We start from the raw sequence: 20,746 nt of genomic DNA, 5'->3' as shown, positions 1-20,746 counted from the left end.
TATAGCATTTTAAAATCACTCTTGTCAATTTTTAAAGATAAATCATCTCGCTTTTTTTGACAATATGAATTTTACTTTCAAGGTTTTCTTTCAAATAGGCTTTAAACAGTTCAAGTTTATCTATTTCACCATGAATAAGGTAGATATGGTGCAAATTTTTGATCTGTTTAATCCAGGCTAAAATATCACTTCGATCTGCATGGGCGGAAAAGCCATTGATTGTGTACACTTTGGCACGTACTTTGATCTCTTCACCATAAATTCGTACAAAATTTTCACCGTCAATAATTTCTCGGCCTAACGTACCTTTGACTTGAAACCCTACAAAAATAATGGCATTTTTAGGATTCCAAATACGTTGTTTGAGATGGTGCAACACACGTCCTCCTGTGCACATTCCGCTCCCTGCAATAATAATAGCGCGTTTTTGTATCTCATTAATCTCAATAGAATCTTTTTTTCGTTGTGTCAAGACTAACTGAGGAAACGAAAAAGGGTCATCGCCCAAGCTTACATGTAAACCCACTGTTTGATTCATTTGTGCGGGATACTTGCGATAAATCTTCGTTGCTTCAATGGCTAAAGGACTGTCCATAAAGACATGGCAATTGTGTAAAAGACCTTCTTGGTGCATTTGATGCAGTAACCACAATATCTCTTGGGTACGTTCTAATGCAAACGAAGGAATCACCACATTTCCGCCCCCTTCAAGCGTTTGAAGAATAGCATCTTTGAACTCTTTGATACTCTCTTCCAAAGGACGGTGTTCTCTATCACCGTATGTGGATTCCACAAACAGCGTATCAGCACTGTCAATGACACTAAGATGGTTCAGAAGTAAGCGATTTTTACTGCCAAGATCACCTGAAAAGACAACACTTTTTTGAATGGCGTCTTCTTCATAGCTTATCTGGACAAAAGCACTCCCCATAATGTGTCCTGCATCATGTAAGCACATAGAAAGGAAAGGAGCAAGTTTGATGCATTCATCATACGCCACTTTGCGCATTTTACGGGCAAAGACCATCTCAACGTGCTCTTTGGTATAAAGAGGTTCTTGTACACTGTTCTCTTCCCCTCTACGCAACGCTTTTCGTAACTGCGTTTCATACTCTTCCACCAATAAAACCGCACTATCAAGGAGCATAATATAAGCTATGTCTAGGGTTGCTTCCGTGGCGATAATTTCACCTTTAAACCCTTCTTTGACAAGTTTTGGCACGCGCCCGATATGATCGGCATGTGCATGTGTTAAAATGAGATAGTCAATGGAAGCAGGATCAAAACCAAATGGTTCGTAATTATCGCGCCACTGCTCTCCTTGAATCATTCCACAATCAATTAAAATCTTAATAGATTGAACTTCGAGCAAATGACAAGAACCCGTAACCATAGAGGCCGCCCCATAACTGGTAACATGTGCCATAATTGATCCTTTTTAACAACAGTAATTATAAATTTTCGACTTGCATGTAACACCTCAGCTCATAGGAGGAAGTTACGCAACAAAGAACTAATGTATAAATTTATCGATAATTGATTTGTATTTCTTTTCGATAACATGACGCTTTTTTTTGAGCGTATTGGTCAATTCTTCACCGACTTTAAACTCTTGATCCAGAAAATGAATGTTTTGCAATGTTTCAAACGGTTTAAACCCTTTAGTATGGTGCAAAAGCTCATTCATCTCGCCTTTAATCTTACCTACAATTTGCTTATCATCCATCACTTGTTCAATATTATGCACGACTTTACCAAAATGAGATGCCACGTATTCTTTTAATTTCTCAAAATCAGGAACAATAAGCGCACCAAGACCTTTTTTATCATGTCCGACTAAAATAGCATCGGTGATAAACGGCAACATGGAGATGGTTGATTCAATGCGACTTGGATCAACATTTTCACCATTGGCAAGTACGATGATTTCTTTAGAACGTCCTGTAATCACAAGCTCACCCTTAATGGTTAATTTTCCAAGGTCACCCGTTTTAAAAAAACCGTCTTCGCTAAAACTCTTTTCATTTTCTTCCGTGTTTTTATAATAACCTGAAGTCACTTGTTCGCCTTGAACCCAGATTTCGCCCACTTCACCCGCAATAACAGTCTCACCTTCCTTATTGACTATTTTTAAAATCGTATCTTTTGTCGGTAATCCTAAGGTTGAAAAAGTGTTACAATGAAGTGCGCGTCCAGCAATGCATGGAGCACATTCGGTCATGCCGTATGCATTGACGATGCGAATTCCGATGGCATCAATCCATGTGTCTAAAAAGTCAGGCAATGTCCCGCCACCACTGACAGCAAGCCTCAATCTTCCACCAAATTTTTCTTGAACAAGGGCAAGTTTTTTCTTGGCTATTCGGTTAAGAGGCGATAGCATCAAGCGCTTAATATAGGCAATGGTTTTATCTTTACATGTAAAAAGAAATGAGCGCTTTTCAAAGCAAGGCAATTCATCTTTTAGCACACGATCCGCCCTGTTATACGCGGCTGAAATTGCTACCAATTTTTTAAATAATTTCGCTTTTTTAGGGTCTTTTTTTTCTAAAGCTGTATTGATTTTTGTGTACATGGATTCCCAAAGTCTTGGGACAGTTGCGACAATCGTGGGTTTGTAGTACTCTAAATCTGCGGCGAATGTTTTAATGGTTGAATAAACGGTGCAACATCCTTTTGAGAGAGAAAGGTACTCAGCCGCTCGTTCAAAAATATGCCATGAAGGTAAAATAGAAACCCACAAATCACTGCTTTCAAGAGCAATCAGTGCCGGAAGTTCTCTCACGTTTTGCATCACATTTTTATGGCTTAAAATCACTCCTTTAGGAGTCCCCGTCGTTCCTGAAGTATAAATGAGCGTTAAAGTATCGTCTTCGCTTAACTGTTCTTTACCTTCATAAAAAAGTTCAATTTCATGGGGATGAATACTTCTATCTTTTAAAATATCATTGTACGAATAAAGATTACTCAAAAGGGAGTGCACTTTAGGTGCTTCTAGAATAAAAATCGCTTTAAGTTTAAGCGTGTTTAACATGGGTTCATGTTTTGCATAAACACTTTCATTTTCGACAATTAAAAAATCTGCCTCAGAATGCGAAAGAATAAACTCTAATTCCGCGGTTGGTGTATCACACCCTCTTGGAATGCTTATAGCACCCAAGGAGACTAAAGCCATATCGGTGACCATCCACTCATAGCGATTGTCACACAAGAACATCACTTTGGAACCTTTTTCCACTTTGCGCGCCTTAAAAGCGCGAGAAAGGACTAAAACATCTTCAAATAATTTTTCATAGGTAACCTCAAATTCTTGATCGGCTACTTTGTAGATAAAAGCTTTTTTATCTTTATAGAGGTCATAGGTTTGTAAAAACATATGAAACAAGGTATTTTCTGCACGAGACAAGCACTATCCTTATAAATTCAAATAAGGCTTATTGTAATCTTTCTCTCCTAAAAAAAAAGCTTAACGAGAACGGAATGCTCTTAAAACAAATAAAATAATTACGATTTGAAGTAGCACTAACCCACCATGCAAATAGTACACTTGAACCTGTTTTTCTCCAATGCCTGCATATTCTAAAACTTTATAGAAAAGGTAGGACAAGACCATACCCACAAGATAGCCTTTTTGTTTCATGACATCTGCAAAAGAGAGTAATGTCGCACGCTTTAATACCAGTGTTTCTACACGCACCAAGTAATTACCAAAAATAAACGTAAATTGATACGAACAGTAGATAAAAAGAGCCGTAGCATAATTAAAGTGAAACCCTAAAAAAACAAGAATCAAAAGGAGAGTAATCCCCTCAACGAGCAACGTCACATAGTAAAATACGAGAAGATTCATCATCTTCTCGTAACCTTTTGCTACTAAAAGCAAACCTATGGCAAGCACAATTCCACCCAATGAAAAAACTGAAGGCTCAAGGGGCGTATAGAGCACAAATATACTCCCTACAGTAAGCCCAAAAAACAGTGAATTTAAAAGTTTATACCATAGGTATGCTCGTAGATGAATGTGCATTAAAACCTCGCGTTAAAGCCGACTAAAAACGTGCGTTCATAATTGACAGGATTCACACCTATTGTACTACCATCTGTTGCAAAAACTGCATTTTTTTCATCAAAAATGTTATTAATTTTGGCAAAAATTTCATAATTTTTGTATGTATAATTGACGGAAACATCTGTTACGTGATAGCTTTCCATTTTACCAAAAGTACCTGCAAAATCATCTATAGCATAAGAACGAGATTTATACGTTTGGGAAAGCAACAACGTTACTGGCTTAATAGGGTTATACCCTACCGCAATTTTAACAGTATGTGGTGAAACACCAGGAATTTCTCTTCCATTGTAAAGTCCACCTAAGCCATCATCAATAATATTTGTATCAACATATGTATAATTCAATGTAGTAAACAAATTAGAGAAAATTTGATATTTTTCTGACAACTCCACTCCTCTTTTTTCAGTTTCTTTAAGATTTGTGTTAGTATAAGTTGCTGCATTGTAATATATTTCATTGTCAATCAACGCATAAAAAAGTGTTGCTTTAAACGTATGCGGATAGCTTAGATAATTAAAACCAACATTGAATGTATCGACCTTCATCGGGTCAATAAATCCATTGAAAGTATCGGTAAAAGCATTGAAAAACCTGTCAATATCTGGAGACTGATACGAACGATTGTAATTTGTAAAAACAGACATTTTGGATGTTATTTTATAGTTGTACCCAATATCATACGCATTAAAAGAAGATTTATCCTCAAGATTGACAGCCCCTTTATGATATTCATATTCGACTTTTTCATTACGAGCGCCCAGTGAAAAAGTATTTTTATCAAGAATATAATCCGCTTTTGCATACACTCCAAGATTGTCTTTTGTTGTAGTTGTCGTACTTCCGTCTCTCTCACCATCAAATATTTGAAGTCCTAAAAGTGTTTTTAGATTTCCCTCATTGTAGCTTACTTTTGTTTCATAGCTTTTATAATCATAGTCATTTCTTGAAATAGACGAAGTAGCATAATGCGATATAAATTTAGAAACTTTATCTTCATCAAAAGCTTGTGCTTCAATCGCAACTTTATCATTGATTTTATATTTAAATCCATACTCTAAAACATCTGAACTCATATATTGTTGTGTAAATTTCGACCCCCAATACAGATCGGGAATTGTATAAACAGAGTCTTTGTATTGCGCTAATGTTAAAGCATTGCCATAATTTACGTTCATCTTGGAAAATGTTTTGCCAATATGAAGCTCTAAATCATCAATAGGTGTGAATGTGGCTTTAATAGATTTATTGCGATTCCAGCTTTCATCTTTATCACCACTGCTGTCAATTTCTTTAAATCCATTATGGCTATAATCATCAATGTAGCCAGAAATACTAAATTTTTCTTCTTTAATGCCAATACCAAATGAGCCAAACCATAGACCATTATCTCCCATATAACTTCTAATAACTGCACCATCGTAATCTTTTGTGATAATGTTAATAGCACCTGCATTAGCGCCGTCTCCGTATTCAACGGAACCGCTACCTTTGATAATTTCTATTTTTTCAACACTATCTAGAGGAATAGACGATAAAAGTTGTGGAGCCATATCAATGTTATTAAGACGTCTTCCATTAACAGTCACAACGGTATTTTGATAACCATAGCCTAATCCATAACCGCGCATATCAATGGCTTGAGTAAAAGGATTTCCTGAGTTAGGCATCGTAGTAATAGAGGTTTGAGTGTTTAAAAACTCGTAGATATCTTTTGAGTGAGACTTTTCAATCTCTTTTTTCGTATAGATTTCAGATGCAAATGGTGCACCAACTTCACTGACCTTAATCTTTTTTGAAACGACCATAACAGGCGCAACAACATCTTGCGTTACATCCGTACTTTCAGAGGTAGCATCTTCTTTTGGCGTTGCTAGTTGCTTTTCATTATCCACAACACTTTGTACATCACTTGCCAAAGCAATTGTCGTATTTAAAGCAAGTATCGCAGCCAAGCTAAAATACTTTCCTCTAAATCCTTTGAGGTTTTTCATCCATTCTCCTTAAAATTTGAGAAAACAATTTTATCTTAAAAGTGACAATTTTGATAATTTTTTGATTTAATTTGCCTTATAATCATTCAAAACAAGCCCGTAAGGAAAAATAGTTGCTTAAACGCTATCGCCATCTTATAAGCGCATTGATTATTTTCATCATGATTACATTCATTAGCCTTATGCTCAAAGACTATTTAGATTTAGTCAATATCGCGCTGATTCATCTTATTCCTATCGTGGTTATCGCGTTACGTGGCAAATACTGGGCAACCACGTTTATCGCGCTGATTACGATTTTATTTTTTAACGTTTTATACATTCCGCCTATTTACAGCTTTAGCGTTCACGATACTATTTACTTATGGAGTTTTGCTATCTTTTTATTTGTCGGGTATATCATTACATGGCAAGCGAAAAAGATTAAGCACAATGAGATTAAAGAGATATTTTTAAATACCCTTTCTCATGACCTTAAAACGCCACTTTCATCCATTTTAGGCTCTATTACTCTTCTTTTAGAAGATCAAAAACTCAACGATACAACGAAAAATACTCTGTTACATGACATCAAAAACAGTTCTGAAAAGATGCACCGTTTGATTAATAATCTCTTAGATAACGCCAGACTCAAAGATAAAAACCTTAAATTAAAAATGGAATGGTGCGATTTAGAAGACCTTTTAGGGGTAGCTTTAAAAGATTTTGATGGCGAACATCTCCAGCGCTCTTTGCATATTTTTATCGACCCGACACTTCTATTGTATTGGGGCGATTACAATCTTTTAGGGCGCCTTTTTGCCAATTTACTCGATAATGCATTCAAATACTCCAATCAAAACAGACAAATTTACATCAAAATAAAACAGACCTCCAATGAAATATCCATTGTCTTTTTTAACGAAAGTAATCCACTCAATGAGCGAAGCCTAGAGACTATCTTCGATAAGTTCTATCGAGCAGAGAACAATCAAGAGATTTCAGGTAGCGGCATCGGTCTTTTCATTTGCCAAAGTATTGTTTTAGCACACCACGGAAAAATTAAAGCGTATAATAAAGACAATGGTATCTGTTTTGAGATAACCTTGCCTATATTAAAGTATCCGACACAACTACAAAAAGAGATAGAATGAAACCAAATGAACTCATTTTGATTGTTGAAGATGATGAAGCTATTGCCAAAATCTTGACCATATCCTTGCAAGAATTCGGTTATAAAACACGTCTTGCGCCTGATCTTGCTACGGCAAAACGAGAGATATTGACACAAAACCCTCTTTTAATCATTCTTGATTTAGGCTTACCCGATGGAGATGGAAAAACGTTAATTACCAAGCTAAGGAAACAGAGCCTCACGCCGATTATCGTTCTCTCCGCGCGTAATGACGAAAAAGAGATTATCGCTGCACTCGATTTAGGGGCGGATGATTATATCACCAAGCCGTTTTCAACCAGTGAACTCCTTGCGCGTGTGCGTTCCACACTCAGGCGATTTCATGTTGATGCCACGCATGAAATCCTTACATGTAATGCTATCAAGATAGATATTGCCAAGCGCGAAGTGCTGCTTGAAGGGTTGCCTTTAAAACTAACCCCAACGGAGTATAATTTATTGTATTATTTGATGAAAAATGCCAATAAAGTGTTGCCTCATCAACAGATTCTTAAAGAAGTTTGGGGCATTGGATACCAAAACGAGATGCAGTATTTAAGAACGTATATTAACTCGTTACGTAAAAAAATAGAAACCAATTCAACAAGACCACAGTATATTACGACAGAATCAAGCATAGGCTATCGTTTTACATGCCAATTCTCATCAATAGAAGGTGAACAATGAATCAGAAGACACTCAAGATTATCTTTTTGAGCTATCTTATGGTTGTTTTTGTCGGTGCTGTTTTATTGATGATTCCCATATCGCATGTAGGAACACTGCATTTTATTGATGCTCTTTTTACATCGACGTCTGCAACATGCGTGACGGGACTGATTGTAAAAAGTACATCTGAGCATTTCACATTCATTGGGCAATTGATTATTCTAATCCTCATGCAAGTGGGCGGTGTTGGGTACATGAGTATCGTCACACTCTTCTTTTTATTTGCCAAAAAATCACTGACCATTCATGAAAAAAATATGGCAAAAGACTCACTCAATTATGCGCATAACCTTGATATTCAGACCTTTTTACAAAAAGTTTTTCTCTTTACTTTTCTGATTGAAGCCATAGGAACTACGATTTTAACCATTCGTTTTAGTTTTGATATGTCCTTTAAAAAAGCACTTTGGCAAGCTATTTTCCACTCCGTCTCGGCATTTAACAATGCAGGTTTTTCCCTTTTTACAGACAGTTTTGTTCACTACAACAACGATATAACAGTACTCGGTTCCGTCTCTTTTTTAATCATCTTAGGCGGTATTGGTTATTTGGTTTTAGTGGAATTACATGCCAAAGCGATCCATAAACGCTTTATGCTCTCCGCCCATACAAAAATCACGCTAACGGGTACTGCCATCTTACTCATCTCAGGTATGATTCTCTTCTTAGCCATCGAATGGGATAACCATGGGGTGTTTGAACCTATGTCGCTTTATCGCAAACTTTTAAACAGTTTTTTTCTCTCCGTCAATTTTAGGACATCGGGATTTAATAGCATTGACCTTTCCAATCTAAGCGATGCATCACTCTTTTGTTCGACCATTTATATGATGATTGGTGGTGGTGCGGGCAGTACGGCAGGCGGTATTAAAGTCACAACGGTGGCAGTTTTAATCATCGCAACACTGCATACCATTAAAATCAGCAACCAACCTCCACATGCCTTTAAACGTACCATATCTGCAGAAGTGATTAATCGCTCATCGGCCATCATTCTTGTTGCATCGTTTATTACGATTATGTCTACGGTTCTTTTAGTCGAAACGCAACATAGTGCCTTTATGAAAACACTGTTTGAAGTTGTATCGGCATTTTGTACGGTTGGCGTTTCTGTCGGAAATGGCGATATCTTAAGCTTATCAAACACTTTTAATCCTTTTGGAAAATCCATCATTATTGCACTCATGCTCATTGGTAGGATGGGCATCTTTGCCGTTGGATTTCTCATCATAGGAAAAGAAAAAATTAAACACATTCAATACCCAGAAGGAAGGATTATTTTATGAAAACATATGCTGTCATAGGTCTTGGAAAATTTGGTTTTCATATTGCCAAAGGTTTAGCAGAACAAGGCATGGATATTATAGCTATAGACAACGATGCCCATAAAATTCAAGAAATCAGTGAATTTATTGAAGATGCTATGGTTTTAGACAGTACCGATATAAAAGCGCTTAAAGAAGCAGGCGTTGCCGGACTAGATACTGTCATTATTAGCATCGGTGAAAATATTGAAGCAAGCATTTTAACCTTGATGGCGCTCAAAGAACTGGATAATAAAACAATTATTGCTAAAGCCATCAGTTTAACGCATGGTGAAATTTTGGCACGTTTGGGCGCCTTTAAAGTCATTTATCCGGAACGTGAATCGGCTAAAAAATTGGTTGAAAATCTTGTAGGAAATGTTGTCATTGACCAAGTTGATTTTAGCAGTACTATAAAAATTGCAAAATTTCTGGTCACAAAATCGTTGCTAGGTAAACTCGTTCGAGAAGTGGAAGCTATGTTTGAAAATGAAATCCACTTGATTGCCTGCAAAACACGCGATAATTGGACGTTTGATGTTGATAAAGCTTATAAAATTCGTGAGAACGATATGTTGGCATTTATCGGCAAAAAAACGTTTATTGAAAAACTGAGAAATCTCACCAAAAGTGAAAGCTAACTTTTACATGTAAACTCTCTCTCAACCAAGATGCGTTATAACTTTTTAAACATCAAACCGTGCAGTTTGCATAGATTTTAAAAAAATAGATGTTTAATTTTTAATCACGTATGTGAGGAGTTTCTATGTCATACACTAAACTGACACCCGAAGAAGAGCATGTTATCCTTCATAAAGGAACAGAGATGCCTTTTTCTGGGCAATATTGCGCTTTTAAAGGCGAAGGAACGTACCACTGTAAACGATGTAATGCGCCCTTGTATCGTTCATCCGATAAATTTGATTCGCATTGTGGATGGCCAAGTTTTGATGATGAAATTACAGGAGCTATCAAACGCGTACAAGATGCCGATGGAAGGCGAACTGAAATTCTTTGTAATGCGTGTGGAGCACATCTTGGACATGTTTTTGAAGGCGAAGGATTTACTGCCAAAAATAGCCGCCATTGTGTCAATTCTATTTCGCTTCAGTTTGTTCCAAAATAAAGGCACCCCTTTTAATTATGCTATAATGCTGACACAATTTATTTTAAAGGAATTTTTTATGCCCCCCAGCGAACCGGACTCGTGTAGCTTAACTTTAACCCCTGCTTTTGAGACTATCTTATGACACTGTTTATCTCATATCTTACACTCGCTGTTTGTGTATCGTTTCTCTGTTCTATGTTAGAAGCAATTTTGCTTTCCAGTACCAATTCTTATATCGAAACCCTTCCAAAAGAGACTCATGAAGAGAGCATTGCTATGCTCAAGGATTTGAAAACCAATATTGACAAACCTATTTCTTCCATCTTAACCATCAATACGTTTGCAAATACAATGGGTGCTGCAGGGGTTGGAGCGCAAGCTCAAATCATCTTCGGTAAAGAGTGGCAAACGGCAGTTGCTTTTGCTGTGACATTGCTTATCTTGTATGTTTCAGAGATCATTCCTAAAACCATTGGTGCACTGTATTGGAAAAAGCTTTTAATCCCTGCTGGGCACATTATCTCATTTTTTGTCACCGTTACGACCCCTTTTACGTTTATCTCATCTATGCTGACGCGTTATATTTCAAAAAATAAAAAGAGACATCCGCACTATTCCCGTGATGAAATCATGGCAGTTGTTGCGATGGGCGAAAAAGACGGTTCAATTTTAAGTAAAGAGAGTGATTTGATAGAAAATCTACTCAAACTCAAAAATATAAAAGCCAAAGACATTATGACGCCACGTAGTGTTGTTTTCGCGCTTCCTGCTTCAACCACGATAGAAGAAGCGATTGAAGATGATCGTATGTATATTCATTCGCGTATTCCTATTTTTGGCGAAACACTGGATGATGTCGTGGGCATCGTTTTTAATCAGCGTATTTTAGAAGAGAGCGTTGAAGACCACGATAAAATGACCTTAGAAGCCATATCATACGAAGTACATTTGGTCTCAGAAAATCTTCCTGTACCTAATTTAATTGACCAATTTGTCAAACGCAAAACTCACCTTTTTGTGGTATTTGATAGCTACGGACAAACAGCAGGTGTTGTCACACTTGAAGATGCACTTGAAACACTTTTAGGCGTTGAAATTGTAGATGAAATGGATGAAGTTGAAGACATGCAAATCTTTGCCAAAGATCGTAGCAAACAGTTTCAAGACCGCATGAAAGTCGAACGCAAAAAACTCGAAAAAGCAAAGATTAATTAACGCTTTTTAACCCCAAAGAGGCTTTACATGTAAAGTCTCTTTCTCAAACTTTTTGATAATCCCACTGCATGCTTTGTTCATTCCATAGCAATTCATTAATACATCCATAAGGCTGTTCAATACAAAACATATCGTTAATGGCAAGTCCTAATACATTGGATAAAATCATACGATTGACCCCTGCATGCGCGACAATGAGAATAGTCCCTTTGGTATTAAGTACAATTGCGTCAAAGGCTTTTCTAACCCGTTTTGCTAGAGCATGAAAACTCTCACCTTTTGGAGGCGTAAAGTACTCTAAATCTTCGCCTCTTTTTGCATACAGTTTAGGAAATGCCGTTTTGATAGATGACATCGCAACATTTTCCCACTCTCCCATATCAATCTCAGTAAATGCTTCAACAACCTTGTATGTAATATCTTTCGCTTCACAGATGATTTGGCTGGTTTGCACACAGCGTTTTAAAGGACTCGTAAACATAGCATCAATAGGAATATCTTTAAAATAGTCCCTCAAAGCGCTTGCGTGCTCTTTGCCTTGGGCGCTTAAGGAAATATCGGTTTGTCCTAAATACCTTTTTTCATCCCCATTATCAATGTGCCCGTGGCGCAGTAGATATACTTTTTCAACCATACGGAAATGCTTTACGTGTTAATTGTTCTATTTTGTGAATAATCTGATGTGCCGCGTCTAAACGTTTTGTTATATTTGTTCGTGCTTCCGCATTTCCTTCGCACTTTTTAAATGCTCTTTTAAAACGTTTTCTAAGGCCACATACTTCATCTTCTTCTACCAGTTTATCGGCTAAAAAAAGTAGCTCATTGGCGTTTAAGGGCGTATTGACATCAACGTCAATGTCCATATGCGTTGCAATAATATTGCCTATGGCATCATGCCCCATCGCTTTCATATAATCCGCACCCACTAAAGCGTGATGCTTCTCTTTACGTGCAATGTCATGCAACCATGCCGCAGCACTTAGCGTATGCTTTTCAATGCCTAAACCATAAGGAGCAATCTCTTCATACAAACTGCTCACCACACGTTCCACGGCCTCACAATGCTTTACAATAAACTCTGGAACACTGTTTTGCAGCATAATCGCCATACACTCTTCCTTATTTGGAGCATTGAGTGCTTCGTAGAGAAGAAGTTTTTGATAATCTTCTTTCGTGTCCATATCCATTAAAACCGATTGGTCAGAAACATTTACATGTAAAGCATCCGCCTTAAACATTTCCAAAACACGTTTAAGCCCTCCTTCGCCATTGCTTGAGAGAATCTGCGCTTTATACTTCATATCAATGAGCGGTGGATGACCCTTTTTACCAAAAAATGTTGGATAGATAACACCCTTGCCTTCACGGACATACGCTTCATATAAACGAGCAATGCTTTGCTCTTTTATAAGCGGGATATCCACAGGTTGCATATAAAATGCGCGCACCTCTGTTTCATCTATCGCATGAATTCCTTTTTGAATAGAGCTAAACATCCCTTCATCATAATCCTCGTTATACACAATGTGAACATTATAGCCTTTGAGAATTTCGATGATCTCCTCTTTTCTATGCCCAACGACAACATAAATATGCTCTATGCCATAGTGTTGATAGGTCTGAATCAACTGCTCCAACGCACAGCTCTTTCGAAATGGCAACAAAGGCTTAAAATCATGCATGCGCGAAGAATACCCCGCAGCGATAATTAAAACAGCGATGTTATTTTTTGTCATGGATTAGCTTCTTTTGACTTGTGTTAATTCCGCTACAATACTAATAGCAATCTCCTCAGGCGTTTGCGCATTGATAGCAACGCCGATAGGACAATGCACCTCATCCAAATCCTTTTGACTAAACCCTTCATGTAAAAGCTCACTGTAAATATGGTTTTTCTTGTTTTTACTACCAATCATGCCAATGTATTTAGCACGGGTTTGAAGCGCTTGCGTAAGAACCACTTTATCTAAAGAGTGACTTCGAGTCACAATAACAATATAACTATTTTTAGGAATGCTGACTTCTTGAGCCAAACCTTCATAGGAGGATATAACGCGCACTTCATCGGCAGTTTGAAAGCGATCTTTATTGGCAAAGTCTTCTCTATCGTCTAAAACGGCGGTATAAAAACCAAGCGTTTTACTCAGTGTCGCTATTTGTTGAGACACGTGACCAGCCCCCACGATATAAAGACGCTCAGTATTGTACATAGGCTCAATCATATAGGTGCTTTTTCCATCAATCAGATGAAATTTAATGCGATTGAAATTATCCCTTAAGTTCTCAACGATACTCAAGACTTCTTTATCTTCAACACCATACACTTCTGATTCGGTGCATATCCATTTGTTTTTGCCTGAAATGGCTCGGTTGCTTTGTGGAATTTTGGTAATGAGAATAAAGTCGATACCTGCACTTTGCAACTCTTTGGCTTTATGATAGATATTTTGTTGATAAATATCCAAAGCATCTATATATTCCAACAAAACGCGTACTTCACCGCCACACACCATACCCTGAGCCGTAGCATCACTATCTGATAACTCAAAATCTTCAATGAAACACTGTTTGGTTTGAAGCACTTTAGAGGCTAATTTCATGCTCATCGCCTCAAGGAGTCCACCGCCTATTGTCCCAGCAATCGATCCATCTTTACGAATCACCATTTTGGTTCCAGCTTCTCTGGGTGCTGAACCGCTTTTTTGCAATATCGTTGCCGTAACGCTTTCTTGTTGTTCATTTAAACTATCGACAATATGTTCAATGATTGTTTTCATATTTTATACTCCATTTTGTTTCTATAGTCATGTAGTTTTCGTTTAATCATACTATTGGTAATTTTCGGGGAATAATCATCTTTTTCAGTCTCTAACACAAGCGTAAATTCAAAAGTAAAATGCTCTCTTATGCGTTTTGTTATTGCCTCTTTGAGCGCCTCTTCTGGCGTATTTTCCGCCAAAATCAATTTTACATGTAAAGTAGTGTTTTCATACATGCTAAGCGTATAATCCATCACCTCATGAAACGGCAGAAGGATTTCATCTACGTCTCGCAAATGAACGTCATAGTGATGAATGCTTACTTTATTTTCGATGCGACCAAGGACTTTTTCCATGGTTCTCAAAAAAGTACCACATGCACAAGGCTTAACACAAAAACGTGCCATATCACCAGTTTTATAACGAATCAATGGCATCGCTTGGCGATTGAGCGTTGTAAAAACAACCTCACCATAGTCACCATCCTCAACGCATTCACCGGTACGAGGGTTTATGATTTCAAAATACAAATCATTCTCTCTTAAGTGATACCCATTCAAACATTCGCACTCAACGCCACCACCATAACCCATTTCCGTCATTCCGTAATGATTATAAACAAGGCATCCTTGTTCACTTAACGCATCAATAAGCGCATTGGGCACATAATCTGTACTTAACAACACTTTTTTGATATGGTTTTTAAACATGTCAGGCTTAACACGACTGAGATAAAGCACCTGCATGGGAATACCCACCAAACAGGTAATCTTGTTCTCTTCGATACACTGTGCCGTTTTTTCAACATCGCTTAGCACCCCTTGCACGATGCACTCTATGTTGGAAAGGGTCAATGCTTTTTTGAGCAAATCGCCGATACTTCCAAAAGAGGGTCCTGGAAGCAATACCATCACTTTATCCGTTTCATCAACAAGACAGTTCATTCCATATTGGAAAAAGTCAATGGTCAATTCCAAATCTTTCTGCGTAAAAAAGATGCGCTTTTCATCGCCTGTGGTACCTGAGGTATTTAAGGTGACAATGCGCTCAATTTCTTGGGCGGGGACACACAAAAAGTCATGGGCATTTTTTTTAATTGCCGAAGGTAAAGTAAAAGGAATGCGCTCAAAATCTTTGAACGATGCGATAGCATTAATATCACTATCTTTCAACATCATTTGATAAAATCGACTCTTCTCTTTTGCATATGCTAACGTTTTAATCAGTGCATCCAACTGATACGCACGCAAAGCCTCTTGGCTTCTTTGAGCGATATGCGTACGCTCTACGATCCATGGCTCAAGCGGTGTTACTTTCATACGTCCCTCTTTGCCGTTCGATAAAGTGACCTACCCTCTTTGTTGGTAATGTTATACATACAAAAAGGAATCAGTTTTCCCTCAGCCGTGGATACATGAATACAACAATCTCTAATACGCTCTAAATTAACATTCCACACATCTTGAAACGCCATACCCGAAATGCTAAAAGCATTGTTTTGAATCGCACTAAGAATAGCGTCCCAATCCGTGAGTTTTTCTTCATGAGTTTGTTTTTGATACGACCAATTACGTGCCACAAACGCTTTGGCTTTGTTGGCGCCTATTTCGGCTTTTTCACTGCTGCTGGGACAACATGAGCGCTTCGTAATAGGTTTTAAAACGCCCTCTTCTATCAAATAATTGCCATTGAAAGAACAAAGCGCATTTTCACATCCGGGAGGTTGCATACTCTGCAATGAAATCATGTGATAGGTTTGCTCGCAAATACCTTCCATAATTTCAGGCAACGTGATTCTATCTTCATCCCTAGGAGCTTCTGGAATGCGACCAAAGTAGCTTACAGGCTGAAAATGTACCCCTCTGACCGCAGGAGAATGACTGATACCAAAACGAATAATGTCACCGATGCTTTCCACATTTACGTTAGGAACAATGGTTGGAACCAAGACCACACCGATGCCATATTTACGACAATTTTCAATCGCTTGGCACTTCACATCAAACAGCGCACGACCTCGTAATGTTTGATAAATTGCATCATCAATACCATCAAATTGTAAAAATACCGAATTCAGGCCTGCTTCTTTTAATGCTTTCACATACGCTTCTTCTTGACCCATACGAATGCCATTGGTATTGACTTGAATAAAAGGAAATCCAAGTTCTACTCCAATGCGAACGATATCTGCTAAATCATCTCTCACCGTAGGTTCGCCCCCTGAGAGTTGGATATTGCATTTTCCTGAAGCCTTTAGAATGCTCTCATACTGAAATCGTATTTGCGCTAAAGAGAGGTCCTTATCCTTGCTATCTAGCGCATCCGCAAAACAAAAACGACACTTTAAATTGCAACGTGTTGTCACTTCAATGAGTGCTGTGCAGGTGTGTTGTCTATGAGCACTGCACAAACCACAATCAAAAGGGCATCCATTTTTGACCTCGGTTATGGGGTTTTGGATAAAAGCTCTCTCTTTGGTGCGTATCCACTCATTCATAGACGTTTGACTTCGCCATAACGTTGTTTCAAATACACCATGCTCTAAACAGGTTTTGAGCATAAAAGCTCTATCGCCCTCTTCCACAATAAACGCATCAAGAACGCATAAGCAGATAGGACACAAACTTTGAGTCGGCATCATCAAAGGGGTCGTTGCCATCGTTTTTATTCTCTGCTTCCGTATTCATAGCCATATTCTGATAAAATCTCATAGACTTTAACATAGGCTTTTTTAATCATATCTGCGCATTTCATCTTATAACTCTGATCTTCTCCATGAAAATCTGTGACACCAATGAGCGTGACGCATTTTGTAGAGCCAAATTCCAATTTAAACCAGTCGTGATAGGCCTTGACCATTTGAGAAAAACCTTCTTTCGCCTCTTCAACTTCATTTCCCTTTGCGGCATAAAGTCCTAAAACGCCAATACCTCCGCTTAGTATTCCACAGGTTTTCTGAGTATCGGCGATGCCTCTACAAAGACCTTGTGCGGCACGTATAAGATCATCATTCTGTGAACCTTCATCTTCAAGAGCGAGCTTATACATGATCTGTGCGCAACAAAATCCCTCTGATGAGAGTTTAAATAAACGTAGTGATAAATCATCCATTACTTTTCTCCTTTTCTCCCGATTAAAATAAAATAACCGGGTTTGCATTTTTTTAATATTTGTTGAAAATGACAACACGTTTGCGGTGCTTCATCTTCGACAGTTTTGCTCCAAAATGTGCTCATCGAGCCGTGCGAAAAGATGATTTTGACCATCAGCTCTTTAAGCAACTGACTGCAATCTTCTAAGAGCATGATTTCAAAACCGATATTTTCCAACGATTCTTGCAAAGAGAGCAAATCGTGAATTCCCCTCATGCACGAATTAATTGGAAAATAATCCAATTGATTTGTTACTTCAGGATTTTTTGCGTAAACATCCGTAATGACAAACCAACCGCCTTTTTCCAAAACTCTGTGTACCTCTTGCAACGTTACATGTAAATCATTCATAAGCGACAACGTACACTCTGCAATAACACACTCAAAGCTAGCATGCTCAAAGGGAAGGCAATCCCCTGAACCTTCCACAAATGTGGCAAAAGGATTTTTCTCTTTTGCCATGTTTAACAGCTTTTTAGAGGGGTCTATGCCCACGATTTTCATCGCATAATTTTGATAAAGATACGAAGCCGTTGCTCCCATACCACATCCCAAATCAAGCACACGTGTCTGCGCATTCAAAGCGCAAAACTTCACAGCTTTTTCCGTGAGTTTAAATCCACCAGGACGTAATGTTTCACCCGTGGCTGCTTGCATATGGCTACTTTCATACGCGTTCACGCTACTTGTCCTCCAAGCTTTTTTCAACTTCCAGCATCTTGCCTAAAGCTAAATCCTCACTGATAAAAACCATATTGCACTCAGGACATTTTAAAAGTTCAACTTCAAAATTACCGTCAAGGTAACGTACTTTAACTTTTTGAGACACTAAAGCTTTATGGCATTTATCGCACATCCAGGGTATGTGTGTATCAATTTTATTTTCCATGTTAAGACTCCACAACTTCCATTCTATGGCTGTAAACATCTTTTAGCGTGATGTCCTTACCGTGTTCTTCATACTGCACCCAAAAGGTCACATTTTGAATTCTCAAGCGTGCAAGGAAATCCGATGTTTCGGGATTGAAAAAACGCTCATTGTGTGTTATAGAATGGGCCACTACTTTTTCAACATCGCTGAGCAAAATAAACCGCTTTTCCATCAGCGAAGTGATTGCGTCTGAAACATGTAACGTAAAATCATAGGTTGAATTCATCGTGCACTCCTCTTCTTCATGCCATATCTCTTTAAGAAGCTGATGTTTGAGTCGTTTTCGATTGTTTTGTCGCTCAGAAAGCGTTGGCATTTTTTGGGGACTTTGTTGGTTGATTTCATTGCCGTAGATAATGTCTAGAATGTGATAGGCTTTTTTATTTCCTTTGACAATAGCGTCTTTGCACATCGCACAATAGACAAGGACATCTTGATCACTTTCGCTGATGCGATCTTTCACAAAATCATCCGCTTGCTCAGGATTAGCACACGATACCAATCCACCATAACCGCAACATTTGGCTTTCTCTTTGGAATATTCAAGCTCGTGAACGCTATACCCTAGCGTTTTCACGATATTGCGTACACTTTCATGGATGGCAGAATTATGCCTGGTTGCACAAGCATCATGAATGCAAAGTTCTCGCTTCCCTTTTTTAATATCGACTTCGGGTAAGCCATACGCATCAAATACTTCCCACAAAGAGATTGTTTTAATCATCGGCAGGTATTTCTCAAACGTAGAGGCACAACTTGAGCATGCTAAAATAAACGTAGGTTCACCCATCTCTTCCCACGTTTTACGTATTTTCTCGATGCTTTCAGGCATTAAATCAAGCCTTCCCGCCCAATCAGCAGGTGCGCCACAACAGCCTAAATAAAGTCCAACATCATTATCTGCGTCTTTATTTTTAATCACCCCTACAAGGTGTTTATAAATATCGCCTATGTAATCTGCGTGTGTTGAACTAAGTTGGCAACCGGGGTAAAACAGATAGCCTGTTTTTCCAGAGCCTTTATATAAGCCTCTTGCATACGCTGAAAAGGCAATAACAGGATAATAAAAAAGGTCTTTGGAGGCTTCTTTACTCGGCTGTTTTCGAATCAGCGAAAAAGCATCACTTTGGCTAAATGCCATATCTTTGAGCGCAAAATCATGGGCGGAGAGTGGCATTTTTTTGCGTTCAACCATACTCTCTCTTGTCGCATGAATAATCTCTTTCATGCCAATATCAACAGGACAAACCTCTTGACACAAACCACATTCAGTACAAGAGTTAATCATCAAATTGGCACGACGTGTTCCTAATACAATACGTTCATTATGGCAAATACTTCGAATATAACTATCAGGAGTGATGGAAAATCGTTGCATATGAACACACGCTTTAATACACGCGTCACATTGGCATTTAAGACAACGGCTTGCCTCTTCTTTAGCTTCATCCTCGCTATACACAGAAGCTGTTTTCACAACTGTCGTAACAGCGTTTATGGCATCAATGTTGTAGTGTAACTTTGTCTCAAAAACACCCTCACGTTCTCGTGAAGCGCTCATCGATGTCTTGGTAAGATAACGGTCTATGGAAACAGCGGCACGCTTACCAGAACTGACAGAAGCGATAACCGAATTATTTTGGCTTTGAATTTTGCCGCCAATAAATAAGGACGACTCATCGACTTGAAACGTACTGGGATGAATGAAGTATGCTTTGCTCCAGATGCCTGTTCCTAAATAGATAGCATCGTATTGCGTTAGATAACTCGGTAAAGTTTCTTCTAAAACTTCCGTAGCATAATGAACGGCTATGCCTTTTTTTTCAATGAGAGAGAGTTCTTCTTCAATGATATGAGCATCCAGACCGTGGTGCTCATACTCCCAAAGAGAGCCACCCAAACGATATGATTTTTCGTAAATACTAACACGGTAGCCTTTTTTATCCAATTCAACCGCCGCAACACAACCGCTTAGCCCACCTCCGATAACAGCAATATTGCCCTTATTCTTCGGTAAAAGTAGTGCTTTTTTAGGTACGGTATATCCTAAATCAATGACGGTTTTTTCAAGTTCACTGATGCGGATACTGCCACCGACGTCTTTTCGTACACACGTTGCTTCACAAGGATGGTCACATATTTTTCCAATGAGTCTGCTAAAAGGAATTTTGTTTTCCATCACTTTGTATGCCCCAGCAAAATCACCTTTTTCAATTTCAGACATAAAAGCAATGACATCCATATGAACAGGACACGATGCTACGCATACGGGTGGTTCTGTGCGAATGCATTGATTACTAATTTCCAATAATTTATCTAAATCCATTCTTTA

At 38.3% G+C, this 20,746-nt stretch carries 19 protein-coding genes; 6 read left to right on the top strand and 13 right to left on the bottom strand.

All coding sequences use genetic code 11. The features are described from left to right. Positions 1–31: 31 nt before the first annotated feature. From AC5SLP_RS06690 to AC5SLP_RS06675, 4 genes are all read right to left on the bottom strand, one after another. A complete protein-coding gene (locus tag AC5SLP_RS06690) occupies positions 32–1,426 on the bottom strand; it encodes an MBL fold metallo-hydrolase RNA specificity domain-containing protein (RefSeq protein WP_495254381.1) in 1,395 nt (464 codons plus the stop codon). 87 nt (positions 1,427–1,513) lie between these two features. Then, a complete protein-coding gene (locus tag AC5SLP_RS06685; RefSeq protein WP_495254380.1) occupies positions 1,514–3,406 on the bottom strand; it encodes an AMP-dependent synthetase/ligase in 1,893 nt (630 codons plus the stop codon). Positions 3,407–3,466: 60 nt separating this feature from the next. Continuing rightward, on the bottom strand, positions 3,467–3,946 hold the full coding sequence (locus AC5SLP_RS06680; RefSeq protein WP_495254379.1) for a hypothetical protein: 480 nt from the start codon (positions 3,944–3,946) through the stop codon (positions 3,467–3,469). 80 nt (positions 3,947–4,026) lie between these two features. After that, positions 4,027–6,063: a TonB-dependent receptor gene (locus AC5SLP_RS06675; protein WP_495254378.1), complete on the bottom strand. Its 2,037-nt coding sequence runs from the start codon at positions 6,061–6,063 to the stop codon at positions 4,027–4,029. A 113-nt stretch (positions 6,064–6,176) separates the two neighbouring features. Between AC5SLP_RS06675 and AC5SLP_RS06670 the strand changes: the two genes are divergently transcribed. The 6 genes from AC5SLP_RS06670 to AC5SLP_RS06645 all read left to right on the top strand — a co-directional run bounded on the left by AC5SLP_RS06670 (position 6,177) and on the right by AC5SLP_RS06645 (position 11,572). Beyond that, entirely contained in the window at positions 6,177–7,196 is a 1,020-nt protein-coding gene (locus AC5SLP_RS06670; RefSeq protein ID WP_495254377.1) for a sensor histidine kinase, read from the top strand. Further along, positions 7,193–7,903 (top strand): response regulator transcription factor, encoded by a 711-nt coding sequence (locus AC5SLP_RS06665; protein ID WP_495254376.1) that lies wholly within the window; start codon positions 7,193–7,195, stop codon positions 7,901–7,903. Before AC5SLP_RS06670 ends, AC5SLP_RS06665 begins: the two co-directional genes overlap by 4 nt. Further along, the gene (locus tag AC5SLP_RS06660; protein WP_495254375.1) at positions 7,900–9,231 is read left to right on the top strand and encodes a TrkH family potassium uptake protein; all 1,332 of its coding nucleotides are present in this window, start codon (positions 7,900–7,902) and stop codon (positions 9,229–9,231) included. Before AC5SLP_RS06665 ends, AC5SLP_RS06660 begins: the two co-directional genes overlap by 4 nt. Continuing rightward, a complete protein-coding gene (locus AC5SLP_RS06655) occupies positions 9,228–9,890 on the top strand; it encodes a potassium channel family protein (RefSeq protein WP_495254374.1) in 663 nt (220 codons plus the stop codon). Before AC5SLP_RS06660 ends, AC5SLP_RS06655 begins: the two co-directional genes overlap by 4 nt. Positions 9,891–10,015: 125 nt before the next feature. Beyond that, positions 10,016–10,375 carry a methionine-R-sulfoxide reductase gene (locus AC5SLP_RS06650; RefSeq protein ID WP_495254373.1) on the top strand — a complete coding sequence of 120 codons (360 nt, stop codon included), beginning with the start codon at positions 10,016–10,018 and terminating at the stop codon, positions 10,373–10,375. A gap of 120 nt (positions 10,376–10,495) precedes the next feature. Further along, complete coding sequence (locus AC5SLP_RS06645) at positions 10,496–11,572, top strand: CNNM domain-containing protein (RefSeq protein ID WP_495254372.1); 1,077 nt, start codon at positions 10,496–10,498, stop codon at positions 11,570–11,572. A gap of 43 nt (positions 11,573–11,615) precedes the next feature. On the opposite strand, the gene AC5SLP_RS06640 is transcribed toward AC5SLP_RS06645, so the two are convergent. The 9 genes from AC5SLP_RS06640 to AC5SLP_RS06600 are packed head-to-tail and all read right to left on the bottom strand — an operon-like array spanning position 11,616 to position 20,740. Continuing rightward, positions 11,616–12,206 (bottom strand): histidine phosphatase family protein, encoded by a 591-nt coding sequence (locus AC5SLP_RS06640; RefSeq protein WP_495254371.1) that lies wholly within the window; start codon positions 12,204–12,206, stop codon positions 11,616–11,618. Continuing rightward, positions 12,199–13,308 carry a DVU_1551 family NTP transferase gene (locus AC5SLP_RS06635; protein ID WP_495254370.1) on the bottom strand — a complete coding sequence of 370 codons (1,110 nt, stop codon included), beginning with the start codon at positions 13,306–13,308 and terminating at the stop codon, positions 12,199–12,201. The genes AC5SLP_RS06640 and AC5SLP_RS06635 overlap by 8 nt, the downstream gene beginning before the upstream one ends. Before the next feature lie 3 nt (positions 13,309–13,311). Further along, entirely contained in the window at positions 13,312–14,349 is a 1,038-nt protein-coding gene (locus tag AC5SLP_RS06630) for an XdhC family aldehyde oxidoreductase maturation factor (RefSeq protein ID WP_495254369.1), read from the bottom strand. Beyond that, positions 14,346–15,650, bottom strand: a complete 1,305-nt coding sequence (locus tag AC5SLP_RS06625) for a DVU_1553 family AMP-dependent CoA ligase (protein WP_495254368.1) — start codon at positions 15,648–15,650, stop codon at positions 14,346–14,348. The genes AC5SLP_RS06630 and AC5SLP_RS06625 overlap by 4 nt, the downstream gene beginning before the upstream one ends. Next, a complete protein-coding gene (gene trsS / locus AC5SLP_RS06620) occupies positions 15,647–16,990 on the bottom strand; it encodes a radical SAM (seleno)protein TrsS (protein WP_495254367.1) in 1,344 nt (447 codons plus the stop codon). Before trsS ends, AC5SLP_RS06625 begins: the two co-directional genes overlap by 4 nt. Before the next feature lie 5 nt (positions 16,991–16,995). After that, complete coding sequence (locus AC5SLP_RS06615; RefSeq protein ID WP_495254366.1) at positions 16,996–17,442, bottom strand: DVU_1555 family C-GCAxxG-C-C protein; 447 nt, start codon at positions 17,440–17,442, stop codon at positions 16,996–16,998. Beyond that, entirely contained in the window at positions 17,442–18,164 is a 723-nt protein-coding gene (gene trsM, locus AC5SLP_RS06610; RefSeq protein WP_495254365.1) for a DVU_1556 family methyltransferase, read from the bottom strand. The genes AC5SLP_RS06615 and trsM overlap by 1 nt, the downstream gene beginning before the upstream one ends. Before the next feature lies 1 nt (position 18,165). Further along, entirely contained in the window at positions 18,166–18,372 is a 207-nt protein-coding gene (locus AC5SLP_RS06605; protein WP_495254364.1) for a DVU_1557 family redox protein, read from the bottom strand. A 1-nt stretch (position 18,373) separates the two neighbouring features. Next, positions 18,374–20,740, bottom strand: coding sequence for a pyridine nucleotide-disulfide oxidoreductase/dicluster-binding protein (locus tag AC5SLP_RS06600; RefSeq protein WP_495254363.1), 2,367 nt, complete (start codon positions 20,738–20,740; stop codon positions 18,374–18,376). Positions 20,741–20,746: the final 6 nt, after the last annotated feature.

The sequence above is a fragment of the Sulfurospirillum sp. E15m genome, from assembly GCF_059415145.1.
This window is presented reverse-complemented; position numbering and strand designations above follow the sequence as displayed.